Origin of the sequence: Rhizobacter sp. (genome assembly GCF_035702065.1) — a bacterium.
Classification (GTDB): Bacteria; Pseudomonadota; Gammaproteobacteria; order Burkholderiales; family Burkholderiaceae_C; genus Rhizobacter.
On the sequence record NZ_DASSRA010000410.1, the window covers coordinates 1 to 12,569 of the forward strand.

The window sequence follows — 12,569 nt, forward strand, 5'->3', positions numbered from 1 at the left end:
CTCGATGGAGAGCGACCGCCCCGGCATGCTGATCCGCAAGAAGCTGATGGAGCACCTGGCCCGCCACGGCGAGCGCGAGATCCACCGCGATAACACGTACGAGCACGCCGTGATCCCGATCCAGGCCGCGGCCTGACTGTCCAGCCGCCACGCGAACCCCAGCCCGCTCAGGCTGAGGTATCGAAGCCCCGCACCGCCGTGCCACGCGCTGCACTTCGATACCTCAGTGCGAACGGAGGACTTTCAACTTCACCCACACCCAAGGAGCCACCGCCATGCAACGCCGCCGCATTCTTCAAACCCTGGCCGCCAGCGCTGCCACCCTCGCCCTGCCGCACAGCTTTGCGCAGGGGCCGACGACGCGCATCAAGTTCACGCTCGACTTCCGCATCAGCGGCCAGACCGCGCCCTTTCTGCTTGCGCTCTACAAGGGCTACTACAAGGACGAGGGGCTGGACGTGAGCATCGACGTCGGCAACGGCTCGGTGGCCTCGATCACCCGCACCGCCAGCGGTGCCTACGACATGGGCTTCGGCGACGTGAGCTCGCTGATCGAGTTCAGTGCCAGCCAACCCGGCCTGGTGCAGGCGGTGTACCAGTACTACAACCGCGCCCCCTTCGCCATCATCGGCCGCAAGGACCGCGGCATCACCAGCGACTTCAAGAGCCTGCAGGGCAAGCGCATCGCCGCCGCGGCGGTCGAGTCGACCAAGCGCTGCTGGCCCATGGCGGCCAAGCACGCCGGCGTGAAGGCCGACGCCTTCGAGTGGGTCACCACCGACTTCAGCCAGCGCGACAACGTGATCGTGCGCGGAGACGTCGACGGCGCCACCTACTTCCACGACTCGGCCGTGTCGCTGTTCCAGCGCATCAAGCCCGAGGAGCTCAGCGTGCTCGCCTTCGCCAACTCCGGCCTGGCGGTGTACGGCAACGCGGTGCTCGCGGCCACGAAGCTGATCACCGAGAACCCCAAGGCGGTGACCGGCTTCGTGCGCGCCACCAACCGCGGCGTGGTCGAGACCATCGCCAACCCGGTGGCGGCCATGGCCTACGTGAAGCAGCGCGAGCCGCTGATCGACGAGAAGGTCGAGGCCGAGCGCTGGCGCATCACGCAGGGTTACGTGCTCGGCAGCGACACACGCGAGCATGGCCTGGGAGACGTGAAGCGCAGCTTCGTCGACCAGCAGCTGGCCGAGGTGAGCGAGACCTTCGGCCTCAAGAGCAAGCCCGCCTTCGAGGCGGTCTACCACCTCGGCTTCCTGCCGCCCAAGGCCGAGCGCATGGTGAAGGCATGACGGCACGCGCAGCGTCATCCCGGCGCAGGCCGGGATCCACCCGTGCCGGAGGCTGTGCGATTCCGACCCGAGGTGACGTGACCCCAGTGGATCCCGGCGTTCGCCGGGATGACCGGGAGGGCACAACATGAGCCAGCCAACAGAACAGGTGATCGACGCGCACGACGCCCTCTACCTGCGCCGCGCCATCGAGCTGTCGGCCGCGGCCCGCGTGCGCGGCAACCGGCCCTTCGGCGCGGTGATCGCCACGGCGGCGGGGCAGGTGCTGGCCGAGGTGATCAACAGCAACGTCGAGAGCGGCGACTGCACCGCGCATGCGGAGGTCAATGCGCTGCGCGAGGCCACGCCCCGCTACCCGCGCGAGCTGCTGGCCACGGCCACCATGTACGCCTCGGGCGAGCCCTGCGTGATGTGCGCCGGGGCGATCTTCTGGTCGGGCATCCCGCGCGTGGTGTTCGGCATCGACGCGGAGCGCCTGCGTGTCTTCCGCGGCACGGTGGCCACCCAGCGCGATGCCGAGTTGTCGTGCCGCGACGTGTTCCGCGCTTCGCCGCACGCCATCGAGGCGATCGGGCCCTGCCTGGTCGAAGAAGCCTCGGTGCTGCACCGAGGCTTCTGGAAGTGACGGCGCGGCCCGTGGGGGCCGCGCGCGCTCCTTCGGGTCAGGCCTTGAGGCCGGCCTGGAAGGTCGCCAGCAGGCGGCCCCAGGCGCGGTCGGCCTGGGTCTGGTCGTACACCTGGCTGTCGGGCGGGCACCAGCCGTGGTCGGCGGGGTAGACCTCCACCTCGGCGGGGATGCCCCGCGCGACGAACGCGGCCTTCACCGTGTCCTTGGTGGTCGGGTCCTGCTTGTCGTCGTTTTGCGCCACGGCGATCAGCACGGCCTTGGCCTTCATCTGCGGCACCAGCAGGTGCGGGCTGTTGGCGCGCTGGGCTTCCGGCGCCGACGGGTTGACCACGGCCAGGCCGCCGCCATGGAAGCTGGCGCCGGCCTTCACGCGATCGGGCACGTAGGCCATGGTGCGCATCACCAGCGGGCCGCCCATGCAGTAGCCGGTCGTGCCCACGCCGCGCGCGGTGTCGACCGCGGCCTGCCTGTCCAGCCAGGCGATGGCGGCGATGGCGTCCTTGCGTGTGTACTCGGGGTTGCCAACGGTCGGCTGCATCAGGCCGAAGAGGCGCTGGCGCACCGGCGGGTCGGAGAACTTCTCCGTCTGCGCGTCGAACACCAGGCCCTTCTGCAAACGGTAGAACGGGTTCACCGTCAGCACGGCGTAGCCGGACTTGGCGAGCCGCTGGCCCATCAGCTTGAAGGCCGGGCGCACGCCCATGATGTCGGGCCACACCAGCACGGCCGGCCACTTGCCGGTGGCGGGGGCCACGAAGTAGGCGTCCATCTTGCCGTCGGGCGTGTCGATCTCGACGTCTTTCTCGGTGATGAGCTCGGGGTTGGGTGGCGCCGTGGTGCACGCCGCCAGCGCGGCCAGCGACATCGCGCCGAAGCCGCGGCGCGTCAAGCGCCCGGAGGCAAAGCCTTCCTCGTTGTCATGTTCAGTGGTCTCGTCACACATCGGTGGTTTCTCCTGGGTGTCGATCGCCCGGTCGGGCGAGCGAGACGCTACAAGCCTCCGGCCGCGAGCGCAACCTGGGAAGCACCTGCCATGTGCGATCCGCGGGCTCCACCGGCCACGACGCGTTGAACGCGGCCTCCCGCTTGCCGCTATCGTGCGGTTCTTCAGCGAAAGGAGCACGCATGACGCGACGCCGCCTGTGCCAGGCCCTCGGTTTCTGTCTGAGCCTGTGGATGGCGTGGGCCCATGCCGCCGACGATGCCGCGCTCAAGGTTGGCTCCAAGCGCTTCACCGAGTCGTACATCCTCGGCGAGATCGTCACGCAGACGGCGCGCGCCCACGGCCCGGCCGAGCACCGGCAGGGCCTGGGCAACACCGCCGTGGTGCTGGAGGCGCTGAAGGCCGGCGCCATCGACGTCTACCCCGAGTACCTGGGCACCATCGACGCCGAGATCCTCAAGCACGCGAAGCCCACCGACCTCGCCACCATGCGCACCGAACTGGCCCGCCAGGGCCTGGGCGTGGCGGTGCCGCTCGGCTTTGCCAACGGCTATGCGCTGGCCATGCGCGCGGCCGACAGCCAGCGCCTGGGGCTCACGCGGCTGAGCGAGCTGAAGGCGCACCCCGAGCTGGTGCCGGGCCTGTCGCACGAGTTCCTGGGCCGGCAGGATGGCTGGCCCGGCCTCGCGGCACGCTACGGGCTGGCGCACAAGCCGCTGGGCATCGACCATGGCCTGGCCTACGAGGCCCTGGCGAGCGGGCGCATCGCGCTCACCGACATCTACACCACCGACGCCAAGATCGCCGAGCTGAAGCTGGCGGTGCTCGCCGACGACCTGGGCTTCTTCCCGCGCTACGACGCGGTGCTGCTGTACCGGCTGGATGTGCCGCAGCGCTTTCCCGCTGCGTGGCGCGCCATCGCGGCGCTCGAAGGCCGCATCGACGAGGCCCGCATGATCGGGATGAACGGCGACGCCGAACTGCGCGGCCGCGCCTTTGCCGACATCGCGCACGACTTCGTCTCGCGGCAGGCCGCCCCCACGGCTGCAGCGCGCGGCGGCCTGTGGCAACGCCTCGTCGCCGACGACCTCTACCGCCTCACCGCACAGCACCTGCTGCTGGTGGCGGTGGCCGTGCTCGCCGCTTGCGTGGTCGGCATTCCGCTCGGTGCGGCGGCCGCTGCGCTGCCGCGGCTGGAGCAGCCGGTGATGGCGGTGGTGGGCCTGCTGCAGACCGTGCCGGCGCTGGCCTTGCTCGCGATGCTGATCCCGCTGATGGGCCGCATCGGCACCGGGCCGGCCTTGGTGGCGCTCGCGCTCTACGCGCTGCTGCCCATCGTGCGCAACACCACCACCGGCCTCACGCAGGTGCCCAGCGGCCTGCGTGAGGCGGGCACGGCGCTCGGCCTCACTGCCGCGCAGCGCTGGCGCAGCGTCGACCTGCCGCTGGCTGCGCCGGTGATCCTGGCCGGCATCAAGACGGCGGCGGTGATCACGGTGGGCACGGCCACCATCGCGGCCTTCATCGGCGCCGGCGGGCTGGGCGAGCGCATCGTCACCGGCCTGGCGCTCAACGACCATGCGGCCCTGCTGGCCGGGGCCATCCCGGCGGCGGCACTGGCAGTGCTCACGCAGGGGCTGTTCGAGGGGGCCGAGCGCTGGCTGCGCCGCGCGAAAGAACGCTGAAACAAACGCCGAAAGCGGGCTGTTCTCCACCGATCGCCACGCGAGCGCGCGCGCGACACTGGCCGCACGATTGAGGTTCTCTGGAGTGTGGTGGTGCTGGGCCTGGTGAGTGCGCTGTACGCGCTGTTTGGTGTGGTGTTCGTCGCGGCCTACGTGCCACAGGTGAAGGCGGTCTGGCGCAGCCGCAACCGCGCGGCCGATGTGTCGCTGGGCACCTGGGGGCTGTGGTGCGCATCCAGCACGGTCTCGCTGCTCTATGCCTGGCTGGTGAACCAGGACCTGCGCTTCGCGCTCGTGTGCCTGGGCAATGTGGCGGGCTGCTACGCCGTCACCGGCGCAGTGCTGCTGCGCCGCAGGCAACCCGTGCCAGCCGCGCCCGGAGCCGCCACCGCATAACGATCTTCCCCAGGGCGCCGGGCCTGCCGCCCGGGCTATCCTCGGCTCTCCGCGTCACCCACAAGGAGTCGCCATGAGGCCCCAGCTCGACCAGCTCTACCGCCTGCCTTTGCGCCTGTCCGTGCTCCTGCTCGCTGCCGCCCTCGCGGCCTGCAGCGACGACCCCGAACCCAGCCCCTACCCCACCGTGCCCATGGCCAACCCCGCCGTGGCGCAGCAGCTCAGCGGCGTCGACGCGCTGGGGGTCGGCGGCACCGGCCTCGTGAGCGGCAACCCCGCCTACGCCGACCTCAACCTGCGTGCCAACCTTGCCGGTGGCGTGGTGCAGCTGCGCTTCTCGTGCACCGGCTGCAGCATCACCGTGAGCGCCGCCGGCAGCACGGTGGGCGCCAACCAGTACATCAGCATTCCCTTCCCCGCCCTCGAAGCCAGCTCCGACGTGCCGGTGACGGTGACCGACACGCGCAGCAACCAGGTCGCCACCTACACGCTGCGGGCGCGCCCGATCGACCACGCGCCCTTCAACGCTGCCGTCATCACCACCCCGCAGCCGGGCGACCTCTACCTCACGCCCTTCGACCCCCATGGCCACGGCGCGGCCTTCGCCTACATCGTCGACAACAACGGCCGCCTCAAGTACTACTACCGCAACCCGCCGCGGCGCGAGATCCTCGACTTCAAGAAGACGATCATCCCCGGCGGCGTCACGCGTTACAGCTTCTACGACGAAGCCGTGCAAGGCATCCGCGTGATGGACGCCAACTTCAACACCCTGACCATCGTGCAGGCGCAGCCCTTCCCCGACGGCAACACCTACGCCATCGACGGGCACGACCACGTGATCGTCGACGACGGGCACTACATCGTCGGCGTGTACGCGGCCAAGGCGGTGAGCAACATCCCCGCGCTGCCCGGGCAGACGCTCAACGTGCTGGGCACCGGGCTGCAGGAGATCGTCAACGGCGCGGCCACCTTCAGCTGGCTCTCCACCGACCACCCCGAGCTCTACGCCTGCTCGGCGCGCGGCAACAACTACGCGGCCAGCAACGGCGCCGACTACGCGCACTGGGACTCGCTGGTGGTCGACGGCGACGGCAACTGGATCGCCTCGTTCCGCCACCTCGATTCCGTGCTCAAGATCAACCGCGCGGACGGCTCCATCCCCTGGATCCTGGGCGGCCCCTGCGACCAGTTCGCGCTCAGCGCAGACCAGAAGTTCACCAGCCCGCACGACGCGCAGCGCGCCCCCGACGGCCGGCTCACGCTGTTCGACGTGGCGCCCGCCGGCTCACGCTCGCGCGTGCTCGCCTTCGGCCTGAACGAAGCGGGCAAGACCGCCACCAGCTTCACCGCCTACACCACCGATGCGCACTACAGCTACAACCTCGGCAGCGCGCAGCTGTTTGCCAGTGGCCGCGCGCTGGTGGGCTGGGGCGAGTTCGACGGCCAGCAGAGCGACGTGACGGAGTACGACACCGCCAGCGGCGCGCTCTCGTTCCAGCTCACGCTGCTGCCCAGCCCCTGGACCTACGGCTACTTCTCGTACCGGGCGCGCAAGTTCCCGTGACCCCCCAAAACCATGAATCCTTGGGGGTTGCATGGACATTGCCGCGGCTTGGGCGTTGAATGTCATCCCCCCAACCAGGAGACAACTTCAATGAAGATCCAACGCTCCCTTGTCGGTTTGGCCTTGTCCGCTTGTGTGGCTCTTTCGCCGGCCTTCGCGGCCGACCCGCCCCCGCCCACCGTGCCCCAGCCGGTGGGGCCGCTGGCCCAGGCCTGCCACACGGATGTGCAGACGCACTGCCCCGGCATCCAGCCCGGCGAGGGCCGCATCATGCAGTGCATGAAGAAGTACCAGTCGCAGATCTCCGACGGCTGCAAGGCCGCGATGAGGGACGCGCAGGCCAAGCAGAAAAAGAAGAAGGCGGCGGCCTCCGCTGCCTCGTAAGCCGCAGGCCGGGCCCCTGTCAGCGCATCGCCTTCAGGCGCATGCGCCCCGGCAGCGGCACCGATCGCTTGAGAACGGTTTCGCCCAGCCACAGCGCCGAGCGGTAGGCGCGCTGGGCGACCGTGCCCATGGGCATCTGCTGGTAGTCGTCGTTGAAGACCTCGAAGCTGTAGTCGCCGCGGTAGCCCAGGCGATCGAGCCGCAGCACCATCTCGGCCACCTGCTCGCTGTGCACCCCTTCACCGGGGAAGACGCGGAAGTGGCGCGCCGTCTCGATGCGCTCCTGCACCGAGCGGATCTCGTTCCACATGAAGTCGGCCAGCTGAACGAGGAAGATCTTGCGCGGGTCGAGCTCGTCCAGCGCGTCCAGCGGCGTCTTCATCGCGAACATGTGAAACGAGTCGAGCCCGATGCCGAGGTTGGGCGCATCGGCGCGGCAGACCAGATCCCAGGCCTGCGGGAACTCGTTGACCGTGCGCCCCCACGAGAGCGCCTCGTAGGCGACCTGGATGCCGTGCGGCACGGCCAGCATGGCGAGCCGCCGCAGATCGCGCGCCAGCACATCCGGGTCGCCGGTTGCGTGGGTGGAGGTCGACGAGCACACCAGCAGCACGCGCGAGCCCACCGCGGCGCACATGGCCAGCATCGACTTGGCGATGTCGACCTTGTACTCGCGCAGGTGGCCACTCAGGCCTTCGAAGTCGCGCAGCACCTGGAAGCCGGTAACGCGCAGGCCGCTTTGCTTGACGGCCTGCACCGCGGCGTCCACGCCCTCGGGGTGGCCGACCAGGTCGCGCGCGGCCAGCATCACCTGCGTGAAGCCGGCTGCGCGCATGGCCGCCAGCTTGGCGGGCAGCGGACCCGTGAGCGAGATGGTGTCCATGCCGAAGCCGTCGATGTTGCCGACGAATTGACTCATGGCAGGCTCCTCAGGTCGGCTCGTGGTGAACCAGCTCGAAGCTCAAGCCCCCCAGCACGCCGGCCGTGAGCGCACCGCGCGCCTCGACGTGCGTGACGGGCGACTCCGAGAACGCCACGCCGCGCGCGCGCAGCGCCGCCACGCTGGCCAGCACGTCGGGCGTGCCCAGGCCGATGCGCGAGAAGTACTCGGTGCTGTCGGCGTCGATCTGGTCGAACTCGGGCTCCACCAGCTGCAGGAAGAAGCTGCCGCAGGGGCTGCGCAGCACATGGCCCTTGGGCAGGATGCCGAAGCGCTGTGCATCGGGCAGCGGCTCGAAGCCGAACAGCTCGGCGTAGAACTCGATCCAGTCGTCGTAGCGGTCCAGCCCGATGTACTGCACCACGCCGAAGAAGTGCAGGCCGGTGAGCGCGGGCGGGTGGCGCTCGGCGCCGGGGATGGGCACGAAGTCCACGTCGTAGATCGAGAACTCCTTGTGGCGGTCGACGAAGTAGATGCGGCTCGCGCCCACGCCGTGGATGGCCGGGATGTTGAGCTCCATCACCGCCACCTGCGTGGGCACGGCCCAGGCGCCGCGCTCCAGCACCTGGCGGTAGGCGTCGGCCGCATCGCGCACGCGCAGCGCGAGTGCCGCGATCACCGGCGTCTGGTCGACTGCGCCGGCGAGTTCCGGCGCGTGCGCGTTGACGATCACGTTCATGCCACCCTGGCGGTACAGCAGCACCTCGCGCGAGCGGTGGCGCGCGATCGGGTGGAAGCCCAGGCTCTCCAGCACGTGGCCCAGCGCCTGCGGCTTCGATGTGGCGTACTCGATGAACTCGATGCCTTCCATGCCCAGCGGGTTGCTCGGGGCATGCAGGCCTTCGCGTTGCAAGGCGTTGTTCATGGTGTTCCTTCTCAGGCGGCCAGGCGCAGTGCCTGGTGGCTGGCCGCGGCACGGCCCACGGCCAGGGTCACTTCGAGGGTGCGTGCGGCGTCGGCAGCACTGACGAGCGGGGTCTCTTCGCCGCGGATGACGGCGCAGAAGTGGTCGAGCTGGCGCTGCAGCGGGTCGAGCGCGGGAACGGCCAGGGTCTCGGTCACGAGCGGTTCCCACCACGAGCGCTCGCCGGCGTAGCGGCGCAGGCGCATGGTCGGTACCTCGAGCGAGCCGGCATCGCCGGCGATCACGTAGCAGTCTTCATCGGTGTGGCGGTCGTAGCGCGTGTTCTCGCCCGAAGTCTGTTCCCAGCTGCGCGGGCTGGCCGCGCTGTCGGACAGCAGGAAGCTGCCCAGCACGCCGTTGGCAAAGCGCAGGCTGATGGCCACCGTGTCTTCCACCGCCCCGCCGCGCGCCGCGTTCGAGGCCAGCGCCTGCACCTCGACGATCTCGCCCAGCAGCATGCGCAGGTTGTCGATCTCGTGCACCAGGTTGATGAGGATGGGGCCGCCGCCCGGCTGGGCGCGCCAGGGCGCTTCGGTGAAGTAGCTGTCGGGCTTGCGGAAAGTGGCGCTGCCGTTCACCGACACCAGCCGGCCGAGTTGCCCGCTCTCGATGACCGCGCGCGCGGCCTGCAGGAGGGCGCTGTGCCGGCGGTGGTGGCCCACCAGCACCGGCACGCCGCTGGTGGCGGCTGCGGCCACCAGCACGTGGGCCTCGTCGAGTGTGTCGGCGATGGGTTTCTCCACCAGCACCGGCACGCGCCGCGCGAGGCAGGCCAGCGCACCGGGCACGTGCAGGGCATTGGGTGTGGCGAGGATGGCGCCGTCGGGCTGCGTGGCCTCGAGCAGCGCGTTGAGCGTGGTGAAGTGCGGCACGCCCATCGCCTGCGCGAAGGCCGCGGCCTCCGGCGTGGGGTCGGCCACGCCGGCCAGCACGCACTGCGCCTGGCTGCGCATGCGCTCGGCATGCGCGCGGCCGATCACGCCAGCGCCTGCGAGGGCCAGCCGCAGCGCCTTCATCACGCGGCCTTGGCTGCCATGGCGTGTGCGCCGCCGAGGAAGAGCCGCTCGATGTGCGGGTCGGCCAGCAGCTCGTCGGCTCGGCGGTGCAGCACCAGGCGGCCCGACTCGAGCGCGATCGCCTCGTCTGCCATCTTGAGCGCGCTCTTCACGTTCTGCTCGACCATCAGCACCGTGGTGCCCTGCTCGGCCAGGCCGCGCAGCAGCTTGAACACGTCGGCCACCACCAGCGGCGACAGCCCGATGGACGGCTCGTCGATCAGCAAGACCTTGGGTCGCAGCAGCATCGCGCGGGCGATCTCCAGCTGCTTTTGCTCGCCGCCCGACAGGGCCGAAGCCTGGCTGTGGATGCGCTCCTTGACGCGTGGGAAGCGCTCCAGCACCTCGGGGATGCGCTCGTGCGTGGTCTTCATGCCGAGCGTGATGCCGCCGAGCTCCAGGTTCTGCTCCACCGTGAGCTGGCCGAACAGGTTGCGGCCCTGCGGCACGAAGGCCACGCCGTGCTTGACCAGCAGGTCTTTCGCGCTGGCGCCGGTGATCTCCTGCCCGTCGAGCTTGATATGACCCTGGCGCACCTTGAGCATGCCGAACAGCGTCTTCAGCACGGTCGACTTGCCCGCGCCGTTGGGGCCCAGCAGCAGCGTGATCTTGCCGCGCTTGGCCTGCAGGCTCAGGTTGTTGAGGATCATGAAGTCGCCGTAACCGGCCACGACGTCATCGAACTCAATGGCAACGTCAGTCATGGTCAGTTCCCCAGGTACGCGTCAAGAACTTGCTTGTTGCCGCGGATCTCGGCCGGCGTGCCGATGGCCATCACCGTGCCCTCAACCATCACCATGATCCGGTGGCACAGGTCCATCACGAAGTCCATGTTGTGCTCGATCACGATGAAGCTGCCCTGGCGCTCGCGGTTGAGTTCCTTCAGGAGCGTGCTGATGCCGCCCACCAGGCTCGGGTTGACGCCCGCGCAAGGCTCGTCGAGCAGCACCAGGTCGGGGTCGCTCATGAAGGCCATGGCGATGTCGACGAGCTTCTGCTGACCGTAGCTCAGCTCGCCCGCCTTCTTGTGCGCCACGTGCTCGATGCGGAACTGCTTGATCAGCGCATCGGCCTTGGCACCCAGGCCCGAATCGCTGGGCGCGAACATGCGGCTGCCCATGCTGCCGTGGTGCTCTTGGGCCGCCACCAGCAGGTTGTCGCGCACGCTCATCTTGCCGAACACCTGCAGCGTCTGGAAGGTGCGGCCCACGCCGCGGTGGCTCAGCTGCAGCGGCGAGAGGCCGGTGATGTCCTGGCCCTTCAGCTCCACCCTGCCGGCGTTGGGTTTGATCTGGCCCAGCACGCTGTTGAACATGGTGGTCTTGCCCGAGCCGTTGGGGCCGATCACGCCGAAGATCTCGCCCGGCATCACTTCGAAGGAGACGCCGTCCACGGCCAGGATCGCGCCGTACGACTTCTTCAGGCCGGTGACCTTGAGCAGCGGCGCGCTCATGGCTGGGCTCCCAGCGCGGCCGCCGAGGCCGCGCGTGCTGCCGAGGCCTCGCGGGCCTGCCGCTTGGCCTTGATGCGGTCGGGAATGCTGAGCAGCCCATCGGGCAGCCACAGCATCAGCAGCACCACCGCGCTGCCGAACACGAACAGGTACCAGCCCTGGGCGAAGCGCAGCCACTCGGGCAGCAGCACACCCACGGCCGAGCCGATCAGCGGGCCGAAGAAGTAGCCCGGGCCGCCCACCACCACCATCAGGTACATCATGATCGACGCGCCCACGGTGAAGGGCGCCGGCTCGATGAACTGCACCAGCGAGGCGAACAGCGCGCCCGCCGCGCCGGCATAGGCCGCGCCGATGGCGAAGGAGAGCAGGGTGTAGGCCTGGATGTGGATGCCCAGGCTCTCGGCGCGGATGGGGTTGTCGCGCAGCGCGGTGAAGGCCTTGCCCCAAGGCGAGTTGAGCAGCTTCCACAGCAGCCCGCCGAGCACGAGCGTCATGCCGAGGATGAAGTAGTAGTAGGCGAGGTTCTTGTCCAGCGAGAGGCCGAACAGCGTGGGCCGCGCGATGTTGTTGATGCCGAAGGTGCCGCCGGTGAGCCACTCCTCGTTGCGCATCACCAGCCAGACGGCGGTGTTGAAGCCAAGGGTCGCGAAGGCGAGGTAGATGGTCTGCACCCGGAGCGCCGGGAAGCCGAGGCCGAGGCCGATGACGAAGCAGCCGAGGATGGCGAGCGGGAAGCCGAGCCAGAAGCTGAGGCCCGCTTTCATCAGGATGGCGACGGTGTAGGCGCCGATGCCGAAGAAGGCCGCGTGGCCGAGCGACTTCTGGCCGGCGTAGCCGATGGTGAGGTTGAGGCCCATGTTGGCGATCACGAAGACCAGCCAGTAGCTGAAGAGGTAGATGCCGTAGTTCTTGAGGAAGGGAGGGATGGCGATCAGCAGGATCAGGGCGATGGCGCCGATCAGGAGGTTCTTGTTCATGCTGTGTTCCTTCGCACGCCACCGACCGTTCGGGCTGAGGTATCGAAGCCGTGTGCTGCTTGTCGCAGTGGTTGTTCCCTGCGTGAGGCCGCGCCGGGATGTGCGCCCGGCGGCGCAGTAACTTTCTTTTGCTTCGCCAAAAGAAAGTCACCAAAGAAAAGGCGACCCCGTTCGCCGGTCGCCCTAGGGGCGACTGCTCTGTGCTGCTCGGACTTTGTGGGTCGGGCAGAACTCGCTACGCGCTCTGCGAGCGCTGCGCTCAGACAGCTGCCCGAAGTCAGAGGACGAAGCGCGCTGACGCGCGCACCCACAAAGCCCTGCGCTGCTCGACGGCTCTCA

Annotated in this window: 13 protein-coding genes; 6 read left to right on the forward strand and 7 right to left on the reverse strand. The window is 69.2% G+C overall.

Translation table 11 applies throughout. The features are described 5' to 3' along the window. Positions 1-275 precede the first annotated feature (275 nt). Positions 276-1,295, forward strand: coding sequence for an ABC transporter substrate-binding protein (locus VFL64_RS18030; protein ID WP_489541760.1), 1,020 nt, complete (start codon positions 276-278; stop codon positions 1,293-1,295). A 127-nt stretch (positions 1,296-1,422) separates the two neighbouring features. Next, complete coding sequence (locus VFL64_RS18035; protein WP_489541761.1) at positions 1,423-1,920, forward strand: nucleoside deaminase; 498 nt, start codon at positions 1,423-1,425, stop codon at positions 1,918-1,920. Between the two features lie 37 nt (positions 1,921-1,957). On the opposite strand, the gene VFL64_RS18040 is transcribed toward VFL64_RS18035, so the two are convergent. Beyond that, positions 1,958-2,866 carry a dienelactone hydrolase family protein gene (locus VFL64_RS18040; RefSeq protein ID WP_489541762.1) on the reverse strand — a complete coding sequence of 303 codons (909 nt, stop codon included), beginning with the start codon at positions 2,864-2,866 and terminating at the stop codon, positions 1,958-1,960. Between the two features lie 182 nt (positions 2,867-3,048). Here VFL64_RS18040 and VFL64_RS18045 point away from each other — a divergent pair, with 182 nt between their 5' ends. From VFL64_RS18045 to VFL64_RS18060, 4 genes are all read left to right on the forward strand, one after another. Then, entirely contained in the window at positions 3,049-4,551 is a 1,503-nt protein-coding gene (locus VFL64_RS18045; protein ID WP_489541763.1) for a glycine betaine ABC transporter substrate-binding protein, read from the forward strand. Positions 4,552-4,644: 93 nt separating this feature from the next. Beyond that, on the forward strand, positions 4,645-4,947 hold the full coding sequence (locus tag VFL64_RS18050; protein WP_489541764.1) for a hypothetical protein: 303 nt from the start codon (positions 4,645-4,647) through the stop codon (positions 4,945-4,947). 73 nt (positions 4,948-5,020) lie between these two features. Then, a complete protein-coding gene (locus VFL64_RS18055) occupies positions 5,021-6,514 on the forward strand; it encodes an arylsulfotransferase family protein (RefSeq protein ID WP_489541765.1) in 1,494 nt (497 codons plus the stop codon). 90 nt (positions 6,515-6,604) lie between these two features. Next, on the forward strand, positions 6,605-6,898 hold the full coding sequence (locus VFL64_RS18060) for a cysteine rich repeat-containing protein (RefSeq protein ID WP_489541766.1): 294 nt from the start codon (positions 6,605-6,607) through the stop codon (positions 6,896-6,898). A 19-nt stretch (positions 6,899-6,917) separates the two neighbouring features. On the opposite strand, the gene VFL64_RS18065 is transcribed toward VFL64_RS18060, so the two are convergent. The 6 genes from VFL64_RS18065 to VFL64_RS18090 are packed head-to-tail and all read right to left on the reverse strand — an operon-like array spanning position 6,918 to position 12,230. Beyond that, entirely contained in the window at positions 6,918-7,817 is a 900-nt protein-coding gene (locus VFL64_RS18065; RefSeq protein WP_489541767.1) for a sugar phosphate isomerase/epimerase family protein, read from the reverse strand. Positions 7,818-7,827: 10 nt separating this feature from the next. Beyond that, positions 7,828-8,703, reverse strand: a complete 876-nt coding sequence (locus VFL64_RS18070) for a VOC family protein (RefSeq protein ID WP_489541768.1) — start codon at positions 8,701-8,703, stop codon at positions 7,828-7,830. A gap of 11 nt (positions 8,704-8,714) precedes the next feature. Then, positions 8,715-9,758 carry a Gfo/Idh/MocA family protein gene (locus VFL64_RS18075; RefSeq protein ID WP_489541769.1) on the reverse strand — a complete coding sequence of 348 codons (1,044 nt, stop codon included), beginning with the start codon at positions 9,756-9,758 and terminating at the stop codon, positions 8,715-8,717. Next, the gene (locus VFL64_RS18080) at positions 9,758-10,501 is read right to left on the reverse strand and encodes an ABC transporter ATP-binding protein (protein WP_489541770.1); all 744 of its coding nucleotides are present in this window, start codon (positions 10,499-10,501) and stop codon (positions 9,758-9,760) included. Before VFL64_RS18080 ends, VFL64_RS18075 begins: the two co-directional genes overlap by 1 nt. Positions 10,502-10,503: 2 nt before the next feature. After that, on the reverse strand, positions 10,504-11,250 hold the full coding sequence (locus VFL64_RS18085) for an ABC transporter ATP-binding protein (protein ID WP_489541771.1): 747 nt from the start codon (positions 11,248-11,250) through the stop codon (positions 10,504-10,506). Next, positions 11,247-12,230, reverse strand: coding sequence for a branched-chain amino acid ABC transporter permease (locus VFL64_RS18090; RefSeq protein WP_489541772.1), 984 nt, complete (start codon positions 12,228-12,230; stop codon positions 11,247-11,249). The genes VFL64_RS18085 and VFL64_RS18090 overlap by 4 nt, the downstream gene beginning before the upstream one ends. Positions 12,231-12,569 lie beyond the last annotated feature (339 nt).